The organism is Pseudomonas sp. KB-10 (assembly GCF_018221585.1).
GTDB lineage: Bacteria > Pseudomonadota > Gammaproteobacteria > Pseudomonadales > Pseudomonadaceae > Aquipseudomonas > Aquipseudomonas yangonensis.
Genome location: NZ_QYYB01000007.1, coordinates 69,249 through 93,308, shown reverse-complemented (window position 1 = coordinate 93,308; position 24,060 = coordinate 69,249). Strand labels below are relative to the sequence as shown.

General features: G+C 63.3%; 22 protein-coding genes. 14 read left to right on the top strand and 8 right to left on the bottom strand.

The genetic code is table 11. The annotated features are described in order from the left end of the window. Positions 1–2: 2 nt before the first annotated feature. Positions 3–1,187, bottom strand: coding sequence for an acetate kinase (locus tag DXK50_RS18740; protein WP_212631371.1), 1,185 nt, complete (start codon positions 1,185–1,187; stop codon positions 3–5). Then, positions 1,188–1,472 (bottom strand): DUF3565 domain-containing protein, encoded by a 285-nt coding sequence (locus tag DXK50_RS18735; RefSeq protein ID WP_212631370.1) that lies wholly within the window; start codon positions 1,470–1,472, stop codon positions 1,188–1,190. Positions 1,473–1,483: 11 nt separating this feature from the next. On the opposite strand from DXK50_RS18735, the gene DXK50_RS18730 reads away from it, so the two are divergent. From DXK50_RS18730 to clpB, 4 genes are all read left to right on the top strand, one after another. Then, on the top strand, positions 1,484–1,969 hold the full coding sequence (locus tag DXK50_RS18730) for an FKBP-type peptidyl-prolyl cis-trans isomerase (RefSeq protein ID WP_161867206.1): 486 nt from the start codon (positions 1,484–1,486) through the stop codon (positions 1,967–1,969). Between the two features lie 186 nt (positions 1,970–2,155). Continuing rightward, positions 2,156–2,641, top strand: a complete 486-nt coding sequence (locus DXK50_RS18725) for a glutathione peroxidase (RefSeq protein ID WP_004424465.1) — start codon at positions 2,156–2,158, stop codon at positions 2,639–2,641. A gap of 127 nt (positions 2,642–2,768) precedes the next feature. Further along, on the top strand, positions 2,769–3,509 hold the full coding sequence (locus DXK50_RS18720; protein ID WP_212631369.1) for a nitroreductase family protein: 741 nt from the start codon (positions 2,769–2,771) through the stop codon (positions 3,507–3,509). 119 nt (positions 3,510–3,628) lie between these two features. Beyond that, positions 3,629–6,193: an ATP-dependent chaperone ClpB gene (gene clpB / locus DXK50_RS18715; RefSeq protein ID WP_212631368.1), complete on the top strand. Its 2,565-nt coding sequence runs from the start codon at positions 3,629–3,631 to the stop codon at positions 6,191–6,193. 200 nt (positions 6,194–6,393) lie between these two features. On the opposite strand, the gene dld is transcribed toward clpB, so the two are convergent. From dld to DXK50_RS18700, 3 genes are all read right to left on the bottom strand, one after another. After that, positions 6,394–8,106, bottom strand: a complete 1,713-nt coding sequence (gene dld / locus DXK50_RS18710) for a D-lactate dehydrogenase (protein ID WP_212631367.1) — start codon at positions 8,104–8,106, stop codon at positions 6,394–6,396. Positions 8,107–8,110: 4 nt separating this feature from the next. After that, entirely contained in the window at positions 8,111–9,250 is a 1,140-nt protein-coding gene (gene lldD, locus DXK50_RS18705) for an FMN-dependent L-lactate dehydrogenase LldD (RefSeq protein WP_161867202.1), read from the bottom strand. An 84-nt stretch (positions 9,251–9,334) separates the two neighbouring features. Further along, complete coding sequence (locus tag DXK50_RS18700; protein ID WP_197855361.1) at positions 9,335–11,026, bottom strand: L-lactate permease; 1,692 nt, start codon at positions 11,024–11,026, stop codon at positions 9,335–9,337. A 295-nt stretch (positions 11,027–11,321) separates the two neighbouring features. Here DXK50_RS18700 and DXK50_RS18695 point away from each other — a divergent pair, with 295 nt between their 5' ends. Further along, positions 11,322–12,089: an FCD domain-containing protein gene (locus DXK50_RS18695; protein ID WP_212631366.1), complete on the top strand. Its 768-nt coding sequence runs from the start codon at positions 11,322–11,324 to the stop codon at positions 12,087–12,089. 114 nt (positions 12,090–12,203) lie between these two features. Here DXK50_RS18695 and smpB read toward each other — a convergent pair whose 3' ends face one another. Beyond that, positions 12,204–12,686 (bottom strand): SsrA-binding protein SmpB, encoded by a 483-nt coding sequence (smpB, locus tag DXK50_RS18690; protein WP_212631365.1) that lies wholly within the window; start codon positions 12,684–12,686, stop codon positions 12,204–12,206. 127 nt (positions 12,687–12,813) lie between these two features. Here smpB and DXK50_RS18685 point away from each other — a divergent pair, with 127 nt between their 5' ends. The 3 genes from DXK50_RS18685 to DXK50_RS18675 are packed head-to-tail and all read left to right on the top strand — an operon-like array spanning position 12,814 to position 14,965. Further along, entirely contained in the window at positions 12,814–14,217 is a 1,404-nt protein-coding gene (locus DXK50_RS18685) for a sodium-dependent transporter (protein ID WP_212631364.1), read from the top strand. Beyond that, complete coding sequence (locus DXK50_RS18680; RefSeq protein WP_104729453.1) at positions 14,218–14,652, top strand: type II toxin-antitoxin system RatA family toxin; 435 nt, start codon at positions 14,218–14,220, stop codon at positions 14,650–14,652. After that, positions 14,645–14,965 (top strand): RnfH family protein, encoded by a 321-nt coding sequence (locus DXK50_RS18675; RefSeq protein WP_212631363.1) that lies wholly within the window; start codon positions 14,645–14,647, stop codon positions 14,963–14,965. Before DXK50_RS18680 ends, DXK50_RS18675 begins: the two co-directional genes overlap by 8 nt. A gap of 53 nt (positions 14,966–15,018) precedes the next feature. On the opposite strand, the gene DXK50_RS18670 is transcribed toward DXK50_RS18675, so the two are convergent. After that, positions 15,019–15,537 carry an outer membrane protein assembly factor BamE gene (locus DXK50_RS18670; protein ID WP_212631362.1) on the bottom strand — a complete coding sequence of 173 codons (519 nt, stop codon included), beginning with the start codon at positions 15,535–15,537 and terminating at the stop codon, positions 15,019–15,021. Between the two features lie 94 nt (positions 15,538–15,631). Here DXK50_RS18670 and fur point away from each other — a divergent pair, with 94 nt between their 5' ends. Beyond that, positions 15,632–16,036: a ferric iron uptake transcriptional regulator gene (fur, locus tag DXK50_RS18665; protein WP_013717010.1), complete on the top strand. Its 405-nt coding sequence runs from the start codon at positions 15,632–15,634 to the stop codon at positions 16,034–16,036. A gap of 105 nt (positions 16,037–16,141) precedes the next feature. Here fur and recN read toward each other — a convergent pair whose 3' ends face one another. Next, positions 16,142–17,818 carry a DNA repair protein RecN gene (gene recN, locus DXK50_RS18660; RefSeq protein WP_212631361.1) on the bottom strand — a complete coding sequence of 559 codons (1,677 nt, stop codon included), beginning with the start codon at positions 17,816–17,818 and terminating at the stop codon, positions 16,142–16,144. Between the two features lie 157 nt (positions 17,819–17,975). On the opposite strand from recN, the gene grpE reads away from it, so the two are divergent. From grpE to carA, 5 genes are all read left to right on the top strand, one after another. Beyond that, positions 17,976–18,545 (top strand): nucleotide exchange factor GrpE, encoded by a 570-nt coding sequence (grpE, locus tag DXK50_RS18655; RefSeq protein ID WP_104729457.1) that lies wholly within the window; start codon positions 17,976–17,978, stop codon positions 18,543–18,545. 99 nt (positions 18,546–18,644) lie between these two features. Further along, positions 18,645–20,561: a molecular chaperone DnaK gene (gene dnaK, locus DXK50_RS18650; protein WP_212631360.1), complete on the top strand. Its 1,917-nt coding sequence runs from the start codon at positions 18,645–18,647 to the stop codon at positions 20,559–20,561. A gap of 135 nt (positions 20,562–20,696) precedes the next feature. Then, a complete protein-coding gene (gene dnaJ, locus DXK50_RS18645; RefSeq protein ID WP_024309426.1) occupies positions 20,697–21,824 on the top strand; it encodes a molecular chaperone DnaJ in 1,128 nt (375 codons plus the stop codon). Positions 21,825–21,901: 77 nt separating this feature from the next. Beyond that, complete coding sequence (dapB, locus tag DXK50_RS18640) at positions 21,902–22,705, top strand: 4-hydroxy-tetrahydrodipicolinate reductase (RefSeq protein ID WP_212631359.1); 804 nt, start codon at positions 21,902–21,904, stop codon at positions 22,703–22,705. A gap of 190 nt (positions 22,706–22,895) precedes the next feature. Continuing rightward, complete coding sequence (gene carA, locus DXK50_RS18635; RefSeq protein WP_212631358.1) at positions 22,896–24,044, top strand: glutamine-hydrolyzing carbamoyl-phosphate synthase small subunit; 1,149 nt, start codon at positions 22,896–22,898, stop codon at positions 24,042–24,044. Positions 24,045–24,060 lie beyond the last annotated feature (16 nt).

Genomic DNA, 24,060 nt, shown 5'->3' with positions numbered 1-24,060 from the left:
CCTCAGTCGAGCAGGGCAAGGGTATCGAGGGCGATCTGCCGCTCTTCGTTGGTCGGTACCACCAGCACGCGGGTATGCCTCTCGGCGTGAATGGCACCCGCGACGCCGCGCACGCAACGGGCGTTGGCCTGGGCATCGAGCTTGAGCCCGAGCAGGCTCAGGTGATCGAGCGTCCTGCTGCGGATCAGCGCCGAGTTCTCGCCGATACCGCCGGTGAAGATCAGCCCGTCGAGGCGGCGCAGTGCGCAGCTCATCGCTGCCAGTGATTTGGCCAGGCGGTAGCAGAACACTTCGATGGCCAGGCTGGCGCCGGCATGGCCCTGTTCGCGAGCCTGCTCCAGGGTGCGCATGTCGTTGGACAGGCCGGACAGCCCGAGCAGGCCGCTGTCCTTGTTGAGCATGCTGTCGATCTGCTCCAGGCTCCAGCCCAGGGTGCGCGCCAGATGGCTGTGCAGATTGGGGTCGACGTCTCCGCTGCGTGTGCCCATCACCAAGCCTTCCAGCGGTGTCAGGCCCATGCTGGTATCGCGGCTGTGGCCATTCTCCACGGCGCAGGTGGAGCTGCCATTGCCCAGGTGTGCGACCAGCCAGCTGCTGGCGTCGAATGCCAGGCCGCTCATGTGTGCGGCCTTGCGGCTGACGTAGCGATGGCTGGTGCCGTGGAAACCGTAACGGCGCACCCCGTGCTCGGCATAAAGCGTCTGTGGCACGGCGTAGCGGTAGGCGTGCTCTGGCAGGCTCTGATGGAAGGCGGTGTCGAACACCGCCACCTGCACCAGATCGGGGAACAGCTTCATCGCTGCTTCGATGCCCTGCAGGTTGGCCGGATTGTGCAGGGGCGCCAGTGGCGCGATATGACGGATCGCCTGCAGGCTGACGGCATCCAGACGCGTGGCGCCGGAGAAATGCTCGCCGCCATGCACCACGCGGTGGCCGATGCCGTGCAGCGCGCCGGCGGCGGCCTGCTGCACGATGGGCAGCAGGTGAGACAGGGCCAGACGATGGTCGGCACCCGACAGCATCAGGCTGTCCTTATGTTCGCCCTGTTGCCAGTGCAGGACCGCTTCGGGGCTGCCCAGGCGTTCGGCCAGGCCGCTGAGAATGAAGGTTTCCTGTGCTTCGTTGACCAGGGCGAACTTGATCGACGAGCTGCCGCAGTTGATCACCAGAATGTTGCGTGCAGACATTTAAGTTTCCTTGAAATCATCGTGCGACCGATCCAAGGCACACCAACCGCAGGGGAAGAAGCTGCCCCGCCTGGCCTGGCGTTGCCCGGGATCGAGTACCCAGGGCCGATTTTGCCAGGGCGGTCGGTGGCGCACATGTTGAGTATGGCCACAAGATAAGACTGCCACCCAGTCGCCGTGCTCGTCCTGACGAAAATCAAGGATATGCACAGCCCGTTTGTCTGGGCTCGGGTCGCAATCCCGGCTGGCCTTGGTTAGACTTGGCCGTTCATTTCTCTTTCGCAAAAGGTCTCCCCATGCTGATCGCCGCCAACAAGGCCGTCTCCATCGACTATACCCTGACCAACGATGCCGGTGAGGTGATCGACAGCTCCGCTGGCGGCGCGCCGCTGGTTTATCTGCATGGTGCCGGGAACATCATCCTCGGCCTGGAAAAGGCCCTGGTCGGCAAGAAAGCCGGTGACGAAGTTGAAGTCTCCGTCGAGCCGGAAGAAGCCTACGGCGAATACAGCGCCGAGCTGGTCGCTACCCTGAGCCGCGCCATGTTCGAGGGCGTCGACACTCTGGAAGTGGGCATGCAGTTTCACGCCTCCGGCCCGGACGGCAGCATGCAGATCGTCACCATCCGTGACATCGACGGCGACGACGTGACTGTCGACGGCAACCACCCGCTGGCCGGCCAGCGCCTGAACTTCAAGGTCAAGGTGGTGAACGTGCGTGACGCCAGCGAAGAGGAAGTGGCTCACGGTCACATCCATGGCGAAGGTGGTCATCACCACTGACAGGCGAAGTTGCCGGTCAGGCGACTTGCGGTCGTACCCACTGGGTCAACCGCTGCTAAGCTCAAGCTTGCGATCAAGGCGCCTTAGGGCGCCTTTTTCATGCATGGCAGCTTGCCCAGTCGCGGCTGCCACGAGGATTACCGGGCCTTGCGCCCGCTGCACTGAATTCGCTGAGGAAGTTTCGTCATGAGTGCCTTTCACGATCTCAATCTGCGTGCGCTGGATGGCCAGGAACTGCCGCTGGCGCCATACAAGGGCCAGGTGGTGCTGGTGGTCAACGTCGCCTCCAAGTGCGGCCTGACGCCTCAGTACGCAGGGCTGGAAAAACTTTATCAGCAGTACAAGGGCAATGGCTTTACCGTGCTCGGTGTGCCCTGCAACCAGTTCGCCGGTCAGGAGCCGGGCAGCGAGGACGAGATTCGTTCGTTCTGCAGCCTCAACTATGGCGTGACCTTCCCGCTGGGCAGCAAGCTGGAGGTCAATGGCCCCGGTCGTCATCCGCTGTATCGCCTGCTGGCGGGCGAGGGCGCGGAGTTTCCGGGCGATATCACCTGGAACTTCGAGAAGTTCCTGGTCGGTCAGGATGGTCGCGTGCTGGCGCGTTTCTCGCCGCGCACCACGCCGGACGATCCGGCGCTGATCCAGGCCATCGAGAAGGCGCTGGGTCTGTAGCACCGTCGCGCTTGGGCCGAGGGCACCAAGCGCGACTGATCGGCCAATCTCTCGGCCATTTCCTCTCGCGGCCTTGCTCGCCCGGTCGTTCGGTTGCTTAATCGGGCGACTGCCGAGGAGTGCGCCCATGACCCGCTTTCCCAACGAGCAAACGCCGGCCACCATGGCTTCACCGGCCGAACTGCGCGCGCTGATCGAAAGTCGCCGCGCGGTGCGCCGCTTCACTTCCGAACCGCTGCCGGACGCGGTGATTCGCGATTGTCTGGAGCTGGCCGTGCTGGCGCCGAATTCCTGCAACCTGCAGCCCTGGAGTTTTCAGGTGATTCGCGACCCGGCCCTGTTGGCACTGCTGCATCCTGTGTGCATGAGCCAGAACGCCGCACGGGCGCCCTTGATCATCGCCGTGCTGGCGCGGCCGGATACCTGGCGCCATGCCTGTCGCAACATCATCGAACAGTGGCCGGAAGCCGAGGTGCCGGCGCGCATCCGCCGCTTCTACAGCAAGACTGCGCCGTTCCAGTACAACCAGGGGCCGTTGGGCCTGCTGGGGCTGTTCAAGCGGCAACTGGTGCGTCTGATGGCCTTGCGCAAGCCGCTGATGCGCACGCCCAACAGCAAGGCCGACATGCGCCTGTGGGCGGTCAAGTCCACTGCGCTGGCAGCGGAGAATCTGATGCTGGCTTTCCAGAGCCATGGCTATGCCACCTGTCCGATGGAAGGCTTCGATGAGGTGCGCCTGCGCCGCGTGCTGGACATTCCGCGCCAGGCCATCCCCATCATGCTGCTGGCCGTCGGGCGGCAGGGCGAGAAGGGCGTGTACAACCCGCGTCTGCGCTTTCCGCTGGAGCAGCAGGTGATCTGGCGCTGATCTGGGTCAAGTCGTCGTCTCTTGAATACGGCGTAATCGTCCTTATCTAGTCTTCATCTCGGCGGGTATCAGTATTCGGGGATGTAGTCCCGGCCTGCCATTCTGGAGGAAGGACATTTATGCGTATCGATCGTTTGACCAGCAAGTTGCAACTTGCACTCTCCGACGCCCAGTCCCTGGCCGTGGGCATGGACCACGCCGCCATCGAACCGCTGCACCTGATGCAGGCCTTGCTGGAACAGCAGGGCGGCTCGATCAAGCCGCTGCTGATGCAGGTGGGCTTCGACATCAATAGCCTGCGCCAGGGCCTGACCCGCGAGCTGGACCAGCTCGGCAAGCTGCAGAACCCAACCGGCGATATCAACCTGTCGCAGGACCTGGCGCGCCTGCTCAATCAGGCCGACCGCCTGGCGCAGCAGAAGGGCGACCAGTTCATTTCCAGCGAGCTGGTGCTGCTCGCCGCGATGGACGAGAACACCAAGCTGGGCAAGCTGCTGCTTGGCCAGGGCGTGTCGAAGAAGGCGCTGGAAAATGCCATCGCCAACCTGCGTGGCGGCCAGGCGGTGAATGATCCCAACGTCGAGGAGTCGCGCCAGGCGCTGGACAAGTACACCGTCGACCTGACCAAACGCGCCGAGGACGGCAAGCTCGACCCGGTGATCGGCCGTGACGACGAGATTCGCCGCACCATTCAGGTGCTGCAACGGCGCACCAAGAACAACCCGGTGCTGATCGGCGAGCCCGGTGTGGGCAAGACTGCCATCGCCGAAGGCCTGGCCCAGCGCATCGTCAATGGCGAGGTGCCCGATGGCCTCAAGGACAAGCGGCTGCTGTCGCTGGACATGGGCTCGCTGATCGCCGGCGCCAAGTTCCGCGGCGAATTCGAGGAGCGCCTGAAAGCCGTGCTCAACGAACTCTCCAAGCAGGAAGGGCGCATCATTCTGTTCATCGACGAGCTGCACACCATGGTCGGCGCCGGCAAGGCCGAGGGCGCCATGGACGCCGGCAACATGCTCAAGCCGGCCCTGGCCCGTGGTGAGCTGCACTGCGTCGGCGCCACCACGCTGGACGAGTACCGCCAGTTCATCGAGAAGGACGCCGCGCTGGAGCGCCGCTTCCAGAAGGTGCTGGTGGACGAGCCGAGCGAGGAAGACACCATCGCCATCCTGCGTGGCCTCAAGGAGCGCTACGAGGTGCACCACGGCGTGACCATCACCGACGGCGCGATCATCGCCGCGGCCAAGCTCAGCCATCGCTACATCACCGACCGCCAGCTGCCGGACAAGGCCATCGACCTGATCGACGAGGCCGCCAGCCGCATCCGCATGGAGATCGACTCCAAGCCGGAGGAACTGGACCGCCTGGATCGCCGCCTGATCCAGTTGAAGATCGAGCGCGAGGCACTGAAGAAGGAAGACGACGAGGCGACCAAGAAGCGTCTGGTCAAGCTGGAAGAAGACATCGCCAAGCTGGAGAAGGAATACGCCGACCTGGATGAGATCTGGAAGTCGGAGAAGGCCGAGGTGCAAGGCTCGGCGCAGATCCAGCAGAAGATCGAGCAGGCCAAGACCGAGCTGGAGGCCGCGCGGCGCAAGGGCGACCTCAACCGCATGGCCGAGCTGCAGTACGGGGTGATCCCGGATCTGGAGCGCAGCCTGCAGATGGTCGACCAGCACGGCAAGAGCGAGAACCAGTTGCTGCGCAACAAGGTCACCGACGAGGAAATCGCCGAGGTCGTGTCCAAGTGGACCGGCATTCCGGTGAGCAAGATGCTCGAAGGCGAGCGCGAAAAACTGCTGAAGATGGAAGGCCTGCTGCACCAGCGGGTGATCGGCCAGGACGAAGCGGTGGTGGCCGTGGCCAATGCCGTACGCCGTTCCCGTGCCGGCCTGGCCGACCCCAACCGGCCGAGCGGTTCGTTCCTCTTCCTCGGCCCGACCGGGGTGGGCAAGACCGAGCTGTGCAAGGCGCTGGCCGAGTTCCTCTTCGACACCGAGGAAGCGCTGGTGCGAATCGACATGTCCGAGTTCATGGAGAAGCACAGCGTCGCCCGTCTGATCGGTGCGCCGCCCGGCTATGTCGGCTACGAGGAGGGCGGTTACCTGACCGAGGCGGTGCGGCGTAAACCCTACTCGGTGGTGCTGATGGACGAGGTGGAGAAGGCCCACCCGGATGTGTTCAACGTATTGCTGCAGGTGCTCGAAGACGGTCGCCTGACCGACAGCCACGGGCGCACCGTGGACTTCAAGAACACGGTGATCGTGATGACTTCCAACCTCGGCTCGGCGCAGATCCAGGAGCTGGTCGGCGACAAGGAAGCGCAGCGCGCGGCGGTGATGGACGCGGTGAGCAGCCATTTCCGTCCCGAGTTCATCAACCGTATCGATGAGGTGGTGGTGTTCGAGCCGCTGGGCCGCGAGCAGATCGCCGGTATCGCCGAGATCCAGCTCCAGCGCCTGCGTGGCCGCCTGACCGAGCGCGAGCTGAGCCTGGAGCTGACGCCGGAGGCGCTGGACAAGCTGATCGCCGTCGGTTACGACCCGGTGTATGGTGCGCGCCCGCTCAAGCGTGCAATCCAGCGCTGGATCGAGAACCCGCTGGCGCAGCGTATCCTGGCTGGCGACTTCGCCCCCGGTGCGCAGGTCAAGGCCAAGGTGGAGGGCGAGGAGATCGTCTTCGCCTGATCGCTTGCCGCGTAAACACGAAGGCCCGCCAAATCGGCGGGCCTTTGCTTTTGTAGCCCGGATGAAATCCGGGGGAGTCGGCGTCAGGTTTTCCCGGATTGCATCCGGGCTATGGTGCTGCGCGTTTCGTGTAGGAGCGGCTTCAGCCGCGATTTTTCTCGTTCGCGGCTAAAGCCGCTCCTACGTATGGACTCAGCGTCCTAGCAGCAACCACCCCAATGCTTCTTCTTCGAGGTGTGGCCGATGCCGGGGTTGAAGGTGTTGGTCGGGTCGAGCTCGCGGTAGAAACCGGCCAGCGCCGGCTTGGCCACGTACAGGTGGCCGACGTTGTGCTCGGCCGGGTACTCGGCGCGGCGTGCATCCAGCAGTTTCCACATGCGGTGCTCCATCTCGATCGGGTCGATGCCCTTTCTGACGATGTAGTCCTGATGGAACACATGGCAGAAGAAGTGCCCGTAGTAGAGCTTGTGGATGATCTGCTCCTCCATCTCCTGCGGCAGTGTCTCGACCCAGTCGCGGTCGTTGCGGCGTAGGGCGATGTCCAGGGCGAGGATGTCTTCGACGCTGCTGCGGTGTGCCTCGCGGTAGCGGATGGCCGCGCCGGCGATGGCGAAGCGGTGCAGGAAGGCCTTGCGCCCTTCCTCGGCGTCGCATTCGAAGTAGGCGCCGCTGGCGCTGCCGCTGAAGTACTCGGTGAGGAAGGCGCGGGTCTGCTCCAGGGTGTCGTTGGACACGCGCACCAGCAGGTGATGCTCGAAGCGGTCACGGTACTCGCGCATGCGCGCGGGCAGGTGGCTGGGCAGCAGGTTCATCAGCGCCTGGATCACCTTGTCGGTCACCCCGCGCAGGCCGAAGCGCTCGAAGAAACCGTCGACCCGGCTCTTCATGGCGAAGGCGGCCGGCACCCTGGCGGTGCCGAATTTGTCGATCACCAGGAAGGTATCCTTACCGTATTTTTCGCCAATGTCGAAGGCGGTGCGGTGGATGTACTCGCCGGCAATCGGCAGTCGTGGCAGTTTGGCCAGCAGGTGGCGGCGCACTTCGGTCGGATCGTGCGGGTCGTTGCTGCCGATGTAGAACACCGTACTCGGCTCCTTCGGGAAGGTGTCCAGGCGCACGGCGAACAGGCACAGCTTGCCGGCCGAGCCGGAGGCCTCGAACAGGCGCGACGGGTCGGCGTTGAAGCGCGCCGGGGTGTCGGCGTCGACATCGCGCACGTGCTCGCCGTAGCGCGCGTCGGAAGCCTTGGCATGCTCCTCGTTGCGCACCTGCTGCGGCGTGTAGTCGCCGTTCTGCAAGCGGGTGAGGATCTCCTCGGGATTGTCGCCCAGCTCGATCCCCAGATGGTTGACCAGTTCCAGCGAGCCGTCATCCTTCACCTGCGCGTACAGCGCCAGTTCGGTGTAGGCCGGGCCGCGGCGTACCAGGGCGCCGCCGGAGTTGTTGCAGATGCCGCCGAGCACCGAAGCGCCGATGCAGGACGAGCCGATCACTGAATGCGGTTCGCGGTTCAGCGGCGCCAGCGCCTGCTCCAGGCGATCCAGAGTGGCGCCGGGCAGACAGACTACCTGCTGGCCATCGTTGATCAGCTGCACGCCCGTGATGCGCAGGGTGCTGATCAGCACGATCTCGCGGTCGTAGTCGTCGCCGTCCGGGGTGGAGCCCCCGGTCAGGCCGGTGTTGGCCGCCTGCATGATGACGATGCGATCGGCCGCCACCGCCGCCTGCAGGATACGCCACTGCTCCAGCAGCGAGCCCGGGCGTACCACCGCCAGCACATTGCCCTCACCGGTGCGATGGCCCTTGCGAAAGCGCCGCGTCGATTGTTCATCGGTCAGCACGTGGCTGGCACCGACAATCTGGCGCATCTGCGCCAGCAGGGCGTCGCGGGTGATGGTGGCGGCAGCAGTCATGGGATCAACGCTCCTTTACCAGCAAATCAGAGGTGATCTCGGCGATGGACTTGGCGCCAGTCAGGACCATGGCCACGCGCATTTCCTTCTCGATCAGGTCGAGCAGATTGCTCACGCCGGCGCCACCGGCCGCGGCCAGGGCGTAGAGGAAGGCGCGGCCTAGCAGCACGGTGTCGGCGCCGAGAGCAATCATGCGCACCACGTCCAGGCCGGTGCGGATGCCGGAGTCGGCGAGAATCTTCAGGTCGCCCTTGACCGCGTCGGCGATGGCCGGCAGTGCGCGGGCGCTGGACAGTACGCCGTCGAGCTGACGACCGCCATGGTTGGAGACGATGATGCCGTCGGCGCCGAAGGTCACCGCGTCGCGGGCGTCCTCAGGGTCGAGGATGCCTTTGATCACCATCGGGCCGTCCCAGAAGTCGCGGATCCATTCCAGATCCTTCCAGGAGATCGACGGGTCGAAGTTGGCGCCCAGCCAGCCGATGTAGTCGGCCAGGCCGGTGGGATTGCCGCGGTAGGCGGAGATGTTGCCCAGGTCGTGCGGCTTGCCCATGAGGCCGACGTCCCAGGCCCACTGCGGATGAGTCATGGCCTGCAGCATGCGGCGCAGCGCCGCGTTCGGGCCGCTCATGCCGGAGTGGGCGTCGCGGTAGCGCGCGCCGGGCACCGGCATGTCCACGGTGAACACCAGGGTCGAGCAGCCAGCTGCCTTGGCGCGCTCCAGGGCATTCTTCATGAAGCCGCGATCTTTCAGCACATAGAGCTGGAACCACATGGGCCGGTCGATGGCCGGCGCCACTTCCTCAATCGGACATACCGACACGGTGGACAAGGTAAAGGGAATACCCTTGGCCGCTGCCGCCTTGGCTGCCTGCACCTCGCCGCGACGGGCGAACATCCCGGTCAGGCCGACCGGCGCCAGACCTACCGGCATCGCCATCTTCTCGCCGAACAGCTCGGTGGACAGGTCCAGTTCGGACATGTTCTTCAGCACGCGCTGGCGCAGTTCGATATCCGACAGGTCAGCGACGTTGCGGCGCAGGGTGTGCTCGGCGTAGGCACCGCCATCGGCGTAATGGAACAGGAAGGGCGGCAGCTTGCGCTCGGCGGCGGCGCGATAGTCGGTGGAGGCAGAAATGATCATGGGCTCATCCTGTTGCTGAAAAGGGGAAGCGTAGCCTGACGGCAAGAGCCCCGGCCAAGCCGGGGCGCTTTCGAGTGATGCGGATCAGTGCACCAGCGGGTCGCTGACACCCAGCACGTAGATCGCGACCATCGCGATGATGCCGGTGAACAGCACGTAGTACAGCGTCGGCCAGATGGTCTTGCGCAGCGTACTGCCCTCGCGGCCGAGCAGGCCAACGGTGGCCGAAGCGGCAACCACGTTGTGGATCGCCACCATATTACCGGCAGCGGCGCCCACGGCCTGGACCGCGACGATCAGCGCGCTGGAGATGCCCAGGCTGCTGGCCACGCCGAACTGGAACTGGCTGAACATCATGTTGCTGACAGTGTTGGAGCCGGCGATGAAGGCGCCCAGTGCGCCGATGCTCGGTGCCAGCAGCGGGTAGATGCCGCCAACGCTGTCGGCTACCCAACGGGCCATGAGGATAGGCATGCTGGACAGTTCCGCGCCGTTGACCCCGGAGTTGATCAGGATGCGCACCATCGGCACGGTGAACAGCAGCACGAAGCCGGCGCTGAGCAGTACGCTGGAGGATTCCTTCACCGCCTTGCCCAGATCACGTGCCTTCATGCCGTGCAGGAAGAAAGTGGCCAGGACCACGGCGACCAGAATGCCACCCGGCAGGTACAGCGGCTGGAAGTTGGCGCTGATCCCGGTTTCGCCGAGCAGATCGGGGAAGTTCACCACCACCGCCTTCAGGGCGTTGCCGACGTCCGGGAAGACGCGGCTGACCACCAGCAGGGCGCCGACCAGTACGTAGGGCAGCCAGGCGCGCAGGGAGCTCATCGGTTTGGCAGTCAGCTCGTCCAGCTTCATCTCGACAGTGCCCAGCCACTCGCTCGGCCACTTGTCCGCCGGGGCGAAGTCCCAGGTCTTCTTCGGTACCAGGAAGCCGAAGCGGGCAGCGCTGGTGACGATGGCCAGGCCGATCAGGCCGCCCAGCAGCGACGGGAATTCCGGGCCGAGGAACACGCCGGTAAAGACGTACGGCACGACGAAGGCCAGGCCGGCGAAGATGGCGAACGGCAGCACTTCCAGGCCGGCTTTCCAGCTTTTCTCCTGACCGAAGAAGCGGGTCAGCATCATCGCCATGATGGTCGGCATGATCACCCCGACAGTGGCGTGGATGATCGCCACTTCACTGGTGATCAGTTGCAGGAACTGCGCCCAGGACGAGCCCTGTTCGACCAGCTGCGCACCGATGGTGGCGGTATCCAGGCCGGTGTTGAGGCCGACGATGATCGGCGTGCCGACCGCACCGAAGGAGACCGGTGTGCTCTGCACCAGCATGCCCATCAGCACCGCGGCCATGGCCGGGAAACCGATGGCCACCAACAGCGGAGCGGCGATGGCCGCCGGCGTGCCGAAGCCCGAGGCGCCTTCGATGAAGCAGCCGAACAGCCAGGCGATGATGATGGCCTGGATGCGGCGGTCGGGGCTGATGGTGGTGAAGCCGGCACGAATCGCGGTGATGCCTCCGGAGTGCTTGAGGGTGTTCAGCAGCAGGATCGCGCCGAAGATGATCCACAGCAGGCCCAGCGTGATCAGCAGGCCTTGCAGCGTGGAGGCGAGAACGCGGTTGAGGGTCATGTCCCAGGCGAACAGGCCGACCGCGGCAGTGAGCAGATAAACCAGCGGCATGGCGTGCTTGGCCGGCCAGCGCAGGCCGATCAGCAGAATGGCTGCAAGCAGGATCGGCGAAAACGCCAGCAGGGCGAGAATTCCGTTGGACATTGGGAGTTACTCCACACGAGCGCGCGACTGGCGCGGCAGGGATGAGGCGTTATCGAACAGGCTTGCAGCGCGTAGGGCTGTCATGGCGAGACCTCGATGGATTGTTGTTCTTGTTGGTTAAATTGGTAAGACCAATTTACAAAGTAGCGGGCTCAGGTTAAAAGTTGCTCAATAGGCTGTCAAATCGAGATGCTAAGACTTTGGTCGTATAGTGCTGGCTTGTTCCGCCTGGATGAGCGCTATAGGCTTGCGCCATTGGGCCTGAAGCCTGGTCAAACCAATGGAGATGTGGGTGATGGAAGTAGGACTGGTGCGGCAGCGACGTCTTTCGGATGACATCGTTGCGCAGCTGGAAACCATGATTCTCGAGGGCACCTTGCGTGCCGGCGAGAGGCTGCCTGCTGAGCGTGCGCTGGCGGAGCAGTTCGGCGTTTCCCGCCCGTCCCTGCGTGAAGCGATTCAAAAATTGGTGGCCAAGGGGCTGTTGGTCAGTCGCCAGGGTGGCGGCAACTACGTGGCCGAAACCCTTGGCTCGACCTTCAGCGACCCGTTACTGCAGCTGCTGGAGAACAAGGAGGATGCGCAGCGCGATCTGCTGGAGTTTCGCCATACGCTGGAGGGTTCCTGCGCCTATTACGCGGCCCGACGGGCGACCGATATCGACCGGCAGCGCCTGGCCGAGGCGTTCGAGGCGTTACAGGATTGCTATGCGCGGGTTGGCAAGGTGACGCGTGCGGAGGAGGGCGCTGCCGATGCGCGTTTCCACCTGGCGATTGCGGAGGCCAGCCACAATGCCGTTCTGCTGCACACCATTCGCGGCCTGTTCGACCTGCTCAAACGCAACGTCGTGACCAATATCGGCGGCATGTATGCCCAGCGCGAAGAGACACGCGACATGCTGATCGGTCAGCACCGCGCGTTGTACGAGGCGATCATCGAAGGGCGTGCGGAAGATGCGCGCGATCTGTCCAACCAGCACATCGATTACGTGCAGGAAGTGCTTTCGGAAGTTCAGCTGGAAGCTCAGCGCGTGGCGCGAGCGCAAAGGCGTTTGGGGATATAGGCTGCAGGCTTCAAGCGGCAGGCGGCAGGCGGCAGGCTAAAAGCTAAAGGCTAAAAGCGGGTAGGGCATTCCGCTCTGCCAGCTTTGCCTGCAGCTTGAAGCCTGCAGCCGCTTTCAGTCTTCCTTGCCCTTGCTGCGCATGGCGCGCTGGACTTCGCGGTTGGCGTCGCGCTCTTTCTCGACATGACGCTTATCGAAGTCCTTTTTGCCCTTGGCCAGGGCGATCTCGCACTTGACCAGGTGCTGTTTCCAGTACAGCGACAGGGCCACGCAGGTGTAGCCTTTCTGCTGCACGGCACCGAACAGCTTGTCCAGCTCACGCTTGTTGAGCAACAGCTTGCGCGTGCGGATCGGGTCTGCGATGACGTGAGTGCTGGCGGTCTTCAGCGGGGTGATATGCGCCCCCATCAGCCAGGCCTCGTCGTCCTTGAGCAGCACGTAGCTGTCGACCAGTTGTGCCTTGCCGGCGCGCAGGCTTTTCACTTCCCAGCCGGCCAGGGCGACGCCCGCCTCGAACTTCTGTTCGACGAAATAATCATGCAGCGCTTTTTTATTCAGCGCGATGGTGCCTTGAGGATGTTTCTTTTGCTTAGCCATAGGGCGCGCATTATAGGGAGTCGCCGGCGCCTGCGCCATGGGGCTTTTCCGAGCCAAACTTGAGCCCATGCCTCGAATCTCCGACAATGCGCGATCTTTTTTCCCGCAATCTGGGGTCTTGGCCGCAATGGCGAGCGACAAAGTTTCAATTCACGGTGCCTGGGCCAGCCGCTGGGTGTTCATTCTGGCGGCCACCGGCTCGGCCGTGGGCCTCGGCAATATCTGGAAGTTTCCTTACATGACGGGCGTCTACGGCGGTGGCGCGTTCGTCGTGATGTACCTGTTCTGCATCGCCCTGGTTGGCGTGCCGATCATGCTGGCGGAAACCCTGATCGGTCGCCGCGGCCGGCAAAGTCCGGTCAACGCGATGAAGAGTCTGGCGATCGAGGCCGGCGCCTCCAAGCACTGGTCTCTGGCCGCATTGATGGGCATGGTCGCCGCGTTGCTGATCCTGTCTTTCTATAGCGTGGTGGCTGGCTGGTCGCTGGATTACATCCTCGGCATGGGGCGAGGCGACTTCACCGGCATCAGCGCCGATGGCGCCGGGGCAGCGTTTGGCGGGTTGACCTCCGATCCGTGGCGACTGACCCTGTGGCATAGCCTGTTCATGCTGGTCACTGCCTTCGTCATCGGCAAGGGCGTGGTGGCCGGGCTGGAGCGCAGCCTGCGCATCATGATGCCGCTGCTGTTCGTGCTGCTGCTGGTTCTGCTGGGCTACAGCTTTACCACCGGACATTTCCGCGAAGGTTTCGACTTCCTCTTCCATTTCGATCCGAGCAAGGTTCAGGACGGCATTCTCGCCGCCATGGGGCATGCGTTCTTTACCCTGAGTGTCGGCGTCGGCTCGATCATGGTCTACGGCGCCTATATGCCGAAGAAGGCTTCGATTGGCGCCACTGTGCTCACCGTCGGTCTGCTCGATACTCTGGTTGCACTGACCGCCGGCATGGCGCTGTTTCCCATCGTGTTCGCCGCAGGCCTGGAGCCAGGTGGGGGGCCGGGGCTGATGTTCGTCACCTTGCCGATCGCGTTCGGCAACATTGCCTTCGGCCAGGTGATGGGGCTGATCTTCTTCGTGCTGGTGGCCGTCGCTGCCTGGAGTTCGTCGATCTCCATGCTGGAGCCGGCTGTCGCCTACTTCGTCGAAAAAACCGGGCGCAGCCGTACCAAGGTGACCGCAGTATTGGCACTGTTCTGCTGGCTGGTCGGCATGGGTACGGTGATGTCGTTCAATCTGTGGGCCGAGGCCAAGTTCTTCGTCTTCGCTGAAGATGGTTTCCACCTGCTGCAGTGGGGCGCCGAGGGCGGCAAGACCTTCTTCGACAGCATCGATTACCTCACCAGCCGCATTCTGTTGCCACTGGGCGGTTTGTCCTTCGCCCTGTTCGCCGGCTGGGTGCTGAGTCGCGACGCCGTGCGTGAAGAGTTGGCCATCAGGAGCCCGCTGCTGTTCAATCTGTGCCTCTGGCTGATTCGCGTCGTGGCGCCGATCGGCGTGCTGATCGTATTCATCGCGGAGCTGAGCAAGTAAATGACTACTCGAATCCAGCGCTCGGCGTTGCTGCCTTACCCGGCACAGGCGCTGTATGACCTCGTTAACGATGTGGCCAGCTACCCGCAGTTCCTGCCCTGGTGTAGCTCCAGTGAAATATTGGAAGTCAGCGAGACGCACATGCTGGCCAGCCTCGAAGTGGCCAAGGGCGGTATCGGTCAGCGCTTCGTCACGCGCAATGTGCTGCTGCCCGGCCAGCGCATCGAGATGAATCTGCAGGAAGGACCCTTCACCAGCCTCAATGGCGTCTGGGAATTCAAGGCGCTGGGTGACAAGGCCTGCAAGATCAGCCTGGACCTGACCTTCGACTACGCCGGGCCGCTGGTGCGTGCCACGCTGGGTCCGCTGTTCAATCAGGCGGCCAACACCATGGTCGACGCTTTCTGCCAGCGAGCCAAGCAGCTGTATGGATAAGCCCAGTATCGCCATCGAAGTGGTCTACGCCCTCGCTGAGCGGCAGAAGCTTCTGCGTCTGTCGGTGCCGGTCGGCACCACGGTGCGTGAAGCGGCATTACGCTCAGGCATGCAGCAGTTCTTTCCGGAGCTGGACCTGAATCAGGCGCCGCTGGGCATTTTCGGCAAGGCGGTAAGCAAGCCGGAGGAGCGTGTGCTCGAGGAGGGTGAGCGGGTCGAGATCTATCGGCCGCTGATTGCCGACCCGAAGGAAGTGCGCAAACAGCGCGCAGCCAAGGCCAAGAGCAAGGCGGACGACGGCGAGGCGAGCTGAACGCCAGGTATAAAAAAGCCCGGATCGCTCCGGGCTTTTTTTATGCATGGCGATTACTGCGGATCGGTTTCCAGCGGTTCCGGGGTCGGCACCGGCACGGTTTCCACCTGGTCCACTTCGCGCTGGATCTGCTCCAGCAGCGAGCCCGGTGCAGGCGGGGCGTCGTCCTGCCGTTGCGGCTGGGTTTGCGGCGTGGTCGCGCCGCCGTCCTCGCCGAGAATCGCCTGGTCGCGGCTGACGCCGGGCATGAAGTCGCCGGCCAGGCCGACCAGTTGGTCGTTGCCGTCGAATACCAGGCTGACGCGCTCCTGCAGGCGCTGCGTGCCGCCCGGTTGGATGCTGTAGAGATAGTCCCAGCGGTCGGCGTGGAAGGTGTCGGTGAGCAGCGGGTTGCCCATGATAAACCGCACCTGCCGCCGGGTCATTCCAGGGCGCAACTGGTCTATCATGTCCTGCGTCACGACATTGCCCTGTTGAATGTCGATCTTGTAAACCCCGGGGAATGAACAACCGGCGAGTGCGAAGAGCCCGGTCAGCGACAGGCTGGTCAGCAAGAGCTTGGTTTTTTGCATCGGAGGGTGACTTCCACTATCTTGGGCAACTTGAACCCCGGATCATACCCGTATTGAAGGGTGCTGCGAAGCAGCATCCATGAGAAAGCAGACCATGGTTGAAAATAACGAACTGCGCAAAGCTGGACTGAAGGTGACTCTGCCACGGGTCAAAATCCTGCAGATGCTCGATAACGCCGAACACCGTCACATGAGTGCGGAGGATGTCTACAAGGCGCTGATGGAGGCGGGTGAAGACGTTGGCCTGGCTACCGTATACCGCGTACTGACCCAGTTCGAGGCCGCCGGCCTGGTGGTGCGTCACAATTTCGATGGCGGTCATGCCGTGTTCGAGCTGGCCGACAGCGGTCACCACGACCATATGGTCTGTGTCGATTCCGGTGAGGTGATCGAGTTCTTCGATTCCGAGATCGAGAAGCGCCAGAAGGAAATCGTCAAGGAGCACGGCTTCGAGCTCGTCGATCACAATCTGGTGCTGTACGTACGCAAGAAGAGTTGATGCTTCTGTGGCAATGAGAAAGGCGACCCTTGGGTCGCCTTTCTGTTTTATGGCTTCGATGAAAGCCGGATTCGTCGTTTGCCGATCGCGTCCGGCTGCAGCGCTTTACGCAGCCTGGGCGCTGGTCACCATCTTGCGGGCGTGAGCCAGGGATTCCTCGGTCAGGTCGACGCCGCCGAGCATGCGTGCGATCTCCTCGACGCGACCGCTTTCGTCCAGCTTGCTCACCGCGGTGGACGTGGCATCCTCACCGCGTCGCTTGTGCACGAACAGGTGCTGGTGGCCCTGCGCAGCGACCTGGGGCAGGTGGGTCACGCACAGTACCTGGCCACGCTCACCGAGGCGGCGCAGCAGCTGGCCGACTACTTCGGCAGTCGGCCCGCCGATGCCGACGTCCACTTCATCGAAGACCAGGGTCGGTACGCGTGAGGTCTGGGCGGTGATCACCTGGATCGCCAGGCTGATGCGCGACAGCTCGCCACCGGACGCCACCTTGGCCAGGCCGCGCAGCGGCTGGCCGGGGTTGGCGCTGACCAGGAACTCCACGCTTTCCAGACCATTGGCATGCGGCTCTTCGCTGTTGGTGACCTGCAACTGAATGCTGAAGCGTCCGCCCGGCATGCCCAGAGCCTGCATTTCCTGCTCCACTGCCGCGGACAGGCGTTCAGCGGCGCTGCCGCGCAGTGTGCTGAGTTCAGCGGCCTTTTCCTGATAGTGACGCTCGTAGGCGGCCAGTTCCTCGGCCAGGCGTTCGCTGGCCTGATCGTCGGCATTCAGGCCTTCCAGCTCTTCGAACAGTTGCTGCTGCAGAGCGGCCAACTCGGTCGGCTGAATGCGGTGCTTGCGCGCCAGGGTGTAGATGGTGTCCAGGCGCTCTTCGAGAAACTGCTGGCGCTCGGGATCGGCGTCGAAGTGATCGACGAAGCGGTTCAGCTCGCCGACGGCTTCTTCCACCTGAATCTGTGCGCTGGCCAGCAGGTTGCTCGCTTCGCCCAGCGCACCGCCCTGGCCACCGAAGGCGCCGAGGCGGTTGAGGCTGGCGGTCAGCGCCGACAACACGTTGCCGGCATCGCTCTCGCTGCACAGGTCGAGCACCTGGCGGCAGGCGCCGAGTAGTGCCTCGGCATTGCTCAGGTCCTTGTGCTCCTGCTCCAGCTGTTCCAGTTCGTTGTCGCCCAGCGCCAGATTTTCCAGTTCTTCCAGCTGATAGCTGAGCAACTGGTGGCGGGCGCGCTGTTCGTCACCCTGGCTGGAGATGCGCTCCAGCTCGTTGCGCGTCTGCTTCCAGCGCTGCGCGGCGAGTTGCACCTGGCGCGCCAGTTCCTGACTGCCGGCGTATTCGTCGAGCAGGCGGCGATGGGTGTCGGTCTTGAGTAGCGACTGGTGCTCGTGCTGGCTGTGGATATCGATGATCAGCTCGCCAATGGCCTTGAGGTCGGCCTGCGGGCAGGGGCTGCCATTGATGTAGCCGCGTGATCGACCTTCAGCGGTGATCACCCGACGCAGGATGCACGGCCCATCGCTGTCCAGATCACGTTCGGCAAGCCAGGCGCGGGCTTCGGGAATGTCCGTCAGGTCGAAGCTGGCGAGAATGTCCGCCTTGTCGGCTCCGGGACGCACCACGCCACTGTCGGCGCGATCGCCCAGGCACAAGCCGAGAGCGTCGAGCATGATCGACTTGCCGGCACCGGTCTCGCCGCTGATGGCGCTCATGCCGGCGTCCAGTTCGAGGTCCAGGTGGTCGACGATGGCGTAGTTGTGAATGGACAGGTGCACCAGCATGGCGAACGCTCCCGAATTGATGTCTGGTTATTTATACAGTGTTTTTTCTTTTCCTGGCAATCCTCCGTATCGCCCCTTGAAAGCTGGGGATTTGGCTCCATATAGGCGGCAGGTGCGCGGGCCGGACTCGCGCCGTTTCATTCGAGAGGAGATAGGCATGGCTGACGAACAGAACCTGGACACGCAGAACCCCGAGACTCAGGCGACCGAGAATGCTGCGCCGAACGACGATCTGGCGGCTCGCGTGCAGGCCCTGGAAGAGCAGCTGGCGGCAGCGCAGGATCAGTCGCTGCGCGTTGCGGCCGAGCTGCAGAATGTGCGCCGTCGCGCCGAGCAGGACGTGGAGAAGGCGCACAAGTTCGCTCTGGAGAAATTCGCCAACGACCTGCTGCCGGTGGTCGACAGCCTGGAGCGTGGCCTGGAACTGTCCAGTCCGGACGACGAAGCCATCAAGGGCGTGCGCGAGGGCATGCAGCTGACCCTCAAGCTGTTCCTCGACACCCTGGCGCGTCATCAGTTGGAAGCGATCGAGCCGCATGGCGAGCCGTTCAACCCTGAGCATCACCAGGCCATGGCGATGGAGGAGAGCACCAACGTCGAGCCGAACTCGGTGCTCAAGGTGTTTCAGAAGGGGTATCTGCTCAACGGTCGCCTGCTGCGCCCGGCCATGGTCGTGGTCAGCAAGGCGCCTACCACACCGCCGCCGTCCATCGACGAGCAGGCTTGAAATTTCCGGGGGCGACCCCATTTTTGAGTCAAGCGTTTTAGTGCTGCCGGCGCCTGTGAAACGAGGCGACGGATAAATCAAAGTTTCGGGAGAATTTTCATGGGCAAAATCATCGGTATCGACCTGGGGACTACCAACTCCTGCGTCTCCATTCTGGAAAACGGCAACGTCAAGGTGCTGGAGAACGCCGAAGGCGCTCGCACCACGCCGTCCATCATCGCTTACGCGGGCGACGGCGAAATTCTGGTTGGCCAGTCGGCTAAGCGTCAGGCTGTCACCAACCCACACAACACCCTGTACGCGGTGAAGCGTCTGATCGGTCGTCGTTTCGACGAGGATGTCGTGCAGAAAGACATCCAGATGGTTCCGTACAAGATCGTCAAGGCTGACAACAACGACGCCTGGGTCGAAGTGAACGGCCAGAAAATGGCGCCGCCGCAGATCAGCGCCGAAGTACTGAAGAAAATGAAGAAGACCGCCGAGGACTACCTGGGCGAGCCGGTGACCGAAGCGGTGATCACCGTTCCGGCCTACTTCAACGACAGCCAGCGTCAGGCCACCAAGGATGCCGGTCGCATCGCCGGTCTGGACGTCAAGCGCATCATCAACGAGCCGACCGCGGCTGCGCTGGCCTATGGCATGGACAAGGCCAAGGGTGACCACACCGTCATCGTTTACGACCTGGGTGGCGGTACCTTCGACGTGTCGGTGATCGAGATCGCCGAAGTCGACGGCGAGCACCAGTTCGAAGTACTGGCCACCAACGGTGACACCTTCCTCGGTGGTGAGGACTTCGACATTCGCCTGATCGATTACCTCGTCGACGAATTCAAGAAAGAAACCGGCATGAACCTCAAGGGCGACCCGCTGGCCATGCAGCGCCTGAAGGAAGCAGCCGAGAAGGCCAAGATCGAGCTGTCCTCGAGCCAGCAGACCGACGTCAACCTGCCGTACATCACTGCAGACGCCACAGGTCCGAAGCACCTGAACGTGAAGATCTCCCGTTCCAAGCTCGAATCGCTGGTCGAAGACCTGGTGCAGCGCACCATCGAGCCGTGCCGCACTGCACTGAAGGACGCCGGTATCGACGTCAGCAAGATCGACGACGTGATCCTGGTCGGCGGTCAGACCCGTATGCCGCTGGTGCAGAAGACCGTTGCCGAGTTCTTCGGCAAGGAACCGCGCAAGGACGTCAACCCGGACGAAGCCGTGGCCATGGGCGCTGCCATTCAGGGCGCGGTTCTGGCCGGTGACGTCAAGGACGTGCTGCTGCTGGACGTTTCCCCGCTGACCCTGGGTATCGAAACGATGGGTGGCGTGATGACTGCGCTGATCGAGAAGAACACCACCATCCCGACCAAGAAGTCGCAGGTGTTCTCCACCGCTGACGACAACCAGAGCGCCGTGACCATTCACGTGCTGCAGGGCGAGCGTAAGCAGGCTGCGCAGAACAAGTCCCTCGGCAAGTTCGACCTGGCCGAGATTCCGCCGGCTCCGCGTGGCGTGCCGCAGATCGAAGTGACCTTCGACATCGATGCCAACGGTATCCTGCACGTCTCCGCCAAGGACAAGGCCACCGGCAAGCAGCAGTCCATCGTGATCAAGGCCAACTCCGGTCTGTCCGAAGAGGAAATCGAACAAATGGTGCGCGACGCCGAGGCCAATGCCGAGGAAGACCGCAAGTTCGAAGAGCTGGCCACTGCCCGTAACCAGGGCGATCAGCTGGTGCATGCCACCCGCAAGATGCTCACCGAGGCGGGCGACAAGGCCACTGCCGACGAGAAGGCGGCCATCGAGAAAGCCATTGGCGAGCTGGAAGTTGCCGTGAAGGGCGACGACAAGGCGGCCATCGAAGCGAAGATGAACGCCCTGTCCGAGGCCACCACGCCGCTGGCGCAGAAGATGTACGCCGAACAGCCGCAAGGTGCTGCCGCGCAGGCTGATGCCGGCGATGCCAAGGATGCGGGTGACGACGTGGTCGACGCTGAGTTCGAAGAGGTCAAGGAGAACAAGTAAGGGATGCGGCCTGCGTAGCGGGCCGCCTCTTCTTTACGCTCCACCGTCGCTCGCGACGGGCAGGATTCGCCGCGCGGGAGCCTTCTCCCGCGTCGGCGTATCTGGAGCTCACGAATCTGAGAGTGCAGCACAACTATGGCAAAACGTGACTATTACGAGATCCTGGGGGTCGAGCGCGGCGCCAGTGAGGCCGAGCTGAAGAAGGCCTATCGGCGCCTGGCGATGAAATATCACCCGGACCGCAACCCGGACGACAAGGACGCCGAGGAGAAATTCAAGGAGGCCAACGAGGCCTACGAAGTGCTCTCCGACGCCAGCAAGCGTTCGGCCTACGATCAATACGGCCACGCTGGGGTCGACCCGCAGATGGGCGGTGGCGGCGGAGCCGGTTTCGGTGGCGCCAACTTCTCCGACATCTTCGGCGACGTGTTCAGCGACTTCTTCGGCGGTGGTCGTGGCGGCTCGCGCGGCGGTGCCCAGCGCGGCAGTGACCTGCGCTACACCCTGGAGCTGGATCTGGAAGAAGCGGTGCGCGGCACTACCGTGACCATTCGCGTGCCGACTCTGGTCGGTTGCAAGACCTGCGATGGTACCGGCGCCAAGAAGGGCACCAGTCCGGTCACCTGTACCACCTGCGGTGGTATCGGTCAGGTGCGCATGCAGCAGGGCTTCTTCTCCGTGCAGCAGACCTGCCCGCGCTGCCATGGCAGCGGCAAGATGATCACTGACCCCTGTGGCAGCTGCCATGGCCAGGGCCGGGTGGAAGAGAGCAAGACGCTGTCGGTCAAGGTGCCGCCGGGTGTCGATACCGGTGATCGCATTCGCCTGTCCGGCGAGGGCGAGGCGGGCGCGCATGGCGGGCCGGCCGGTGACCTCTACGTGGTGGTCAACGTCCGTGAGCATGCGATCTTCCAGCGCGACGGCAAGCATCTGTACTGCGAAGTGCCGATCAGCTTCGCCGATGCGGCGCTGGGTGGTGAACTGGAAGTGCCGACCCTCGATGGTCGGGTCAAGCTGAAGATTCCGGAAGGCACCCAGACCGGCAAGCTGTTCCGCCTGCGTGGCAAGGGCGTGGCCCCGGTGCGTGGTGGTGCGGCTGGCGATCTGATGTGTCGGGTGGCGGTGGAAACGCCGGTCAACCTGAACAAGCGTCAGCGCGAGCTGCTCGAGGAGTTCCGCAAGTCGCTGCAGGGCGACGACTCCCACTCGCCCAAGGCCAGTGGCTGGTTCGAAGGCGTGAAGCGCTTCTTTGGTGACGTATAACCACGGCGGCAGGCTGCAGGCGTTAGGCTTCAAGCCTTTCGCCTGCGGCCTGAGGCCTGCAGCCTGGAGCTGATTTTATGCAACGTATTGCAGTGATGGGCGCCGCCGGGCGCATGGGCAAGACCCTGATCGAGGCGGTGAGTCAGACCGAGGGCGCGAAGCTCAGCGCCGCTGTTGACCGTGCCGATAGCAGCCTGATCGGCGCCGATGCAGGTGAACTGGTCGGCCTGGGCAAGATCGGCGTGACGCTGGCTGGTGATCTGGCCGCGGTGGTCGATGATTTCGATGTACTGATCGATTTCACCCATCCGTCGGTGACGCTGAAGAATCTTGAAGTCTGCCGTCAGGCCGGCAAGGCCATGGTGATCGGCACCACCGGTTTTACCGTGGAAGAGAAGCAGCAGCTGAGCGAGGCGGCCAAGCAGATCCCGATCGTCTTTGCCGCCAATTTCAGCGTCGGCGTCAACCTGTGCCTGAAACTGCTGGATACCGCCGCCCGCGTACTGGGCGATGATGTGGATATCGAGATCATCGAAGCGCATCACCGGCACAAGGTCGATGCGCCGTCCGGTACCGCGCTGCGTATGGGCGAAGTGGTCGCCGATGCGCTGGGGCGTGATCTGCAGAAGGTCGCCGTGTATGGCCGTGAAGGCCAGACTGGTGCTCGTGAGCGCGAGACCATCGGCTTCGCCACCGTGCGTGCCGGCGACGTGGTGGGGGATCACACCGTGCTGTTCGCCGCCGACGGCGAGCGCGTGGAGATCACCCACAAGGCTTCCAGCCGCATGACCTTCGCCAAGGGGGCGGTGCGTTCGGCGCTGTGGCTGCAGCAGCGTTCGCCTGCCCTGTACGACATGCAGGACGTACTAGGCCTGCGCTGACGCGAATGTGTGACTGAGGCGTCTTATTGGGTGGACCGAAAAAGGGTTTTCCTGTAAGCTTCCTGTTTTAGTGTGTCCACTAAAAGTTACGCAGAATGGCTCAAATAAAAAAGCGGGATGACCTTCACACGTCATCCCGCTTTTTTACAACCTGCGTTTGCTTCAAGCCTTGATCGAGACGGAGGTCTTCTTGACTAAGCCAGCCCCCAAACCTGCCATTTTAGCCCTTGCTGACGGCAGCATTTTTCGCGGCGATTCCATCGGGGCCGATGGCCAGACCATCGGAGAGGTGGTGTTCAACACCGCCATGACCGGCTATCAGGAAATCCTTACCGATCCATCCTATGCCCAGCAGATCGTTACCCTGACCTACCCGCACATCGGCAACACCGGTACCACGCCGGAAGATGCCGAGTCCTGCAGTGTTTGGGCCGCTGGCCTGATTATCCGCGACCTGCCGCTGATCTCCAGCAACTGGCGCGACAAGCAGCCACTGGACGAGTATCTGAAGGCCAATGGCACCGTCGCCATCGCCGGCATCGATACCCGTCGGCTGACCCGCATCCTGCGCGAGAAGGGCTCGCAGAACGGCTGCATCCTCACTGGCGCCGACGCCACCGAAGAAAAGGCACTGGAACTGGCGCGCAGCTTCCCGGGCCTCAAGGGCATGGATCTGGCCAAGGAAGTCACCTGCGCCAGTGCCTACGAGTGGCGCGCAAGCACCTGGAACCTGGAAAACGACAGCCATCCGCTGATCCCGGCCGAGGATCTGCCGTATCACGTGGTCGCCTATGACTACGGCGTGAAGCTGAACATCCTGCGTATGCTGGTCGCCCGCGGCTGCCGCCTGACCGTGGTACCGGCGCAGACGCCGGCCAGCGAAGTGCTGGCACTGAATCCCGATGGCGTGTTTCTCTCCAACGGTCCTGGCGATCCCGAGCCGTGCGACTACGCGATCAAGGCGATCAAGGAAATCCTGGAAACCGATATCCCGGTGTTCGGCATCTGCCTGGGTCACCAACTGCTGGCCCTGGCCTCCGGTGCCAAGACCGTCAAGATGGGCCACGGCCACCACGGTGCCAACCACCCGGTGCAGGACCTGGATACCGGCGTGGTGATGATCACCAGCCAGAACCACGGTTTCGCCGTGGACGAGAGCAGCCTGCCGAGCAACCTGCGGCCGATCCACAAGTCGCTGTTCGACGGCACCCTGCAGGGCATCGAGCGTACCGACAAGGACGCCTTCAGCTTCCAGGGCCACCCCGAGGCGAGCCCCGGCCCGCACGACGTGGCCCCGCTGTTCGACCGCTTCATCGAAGCCATGGCCAAGCGCCGCTAAGCCCGCCGACTGACCT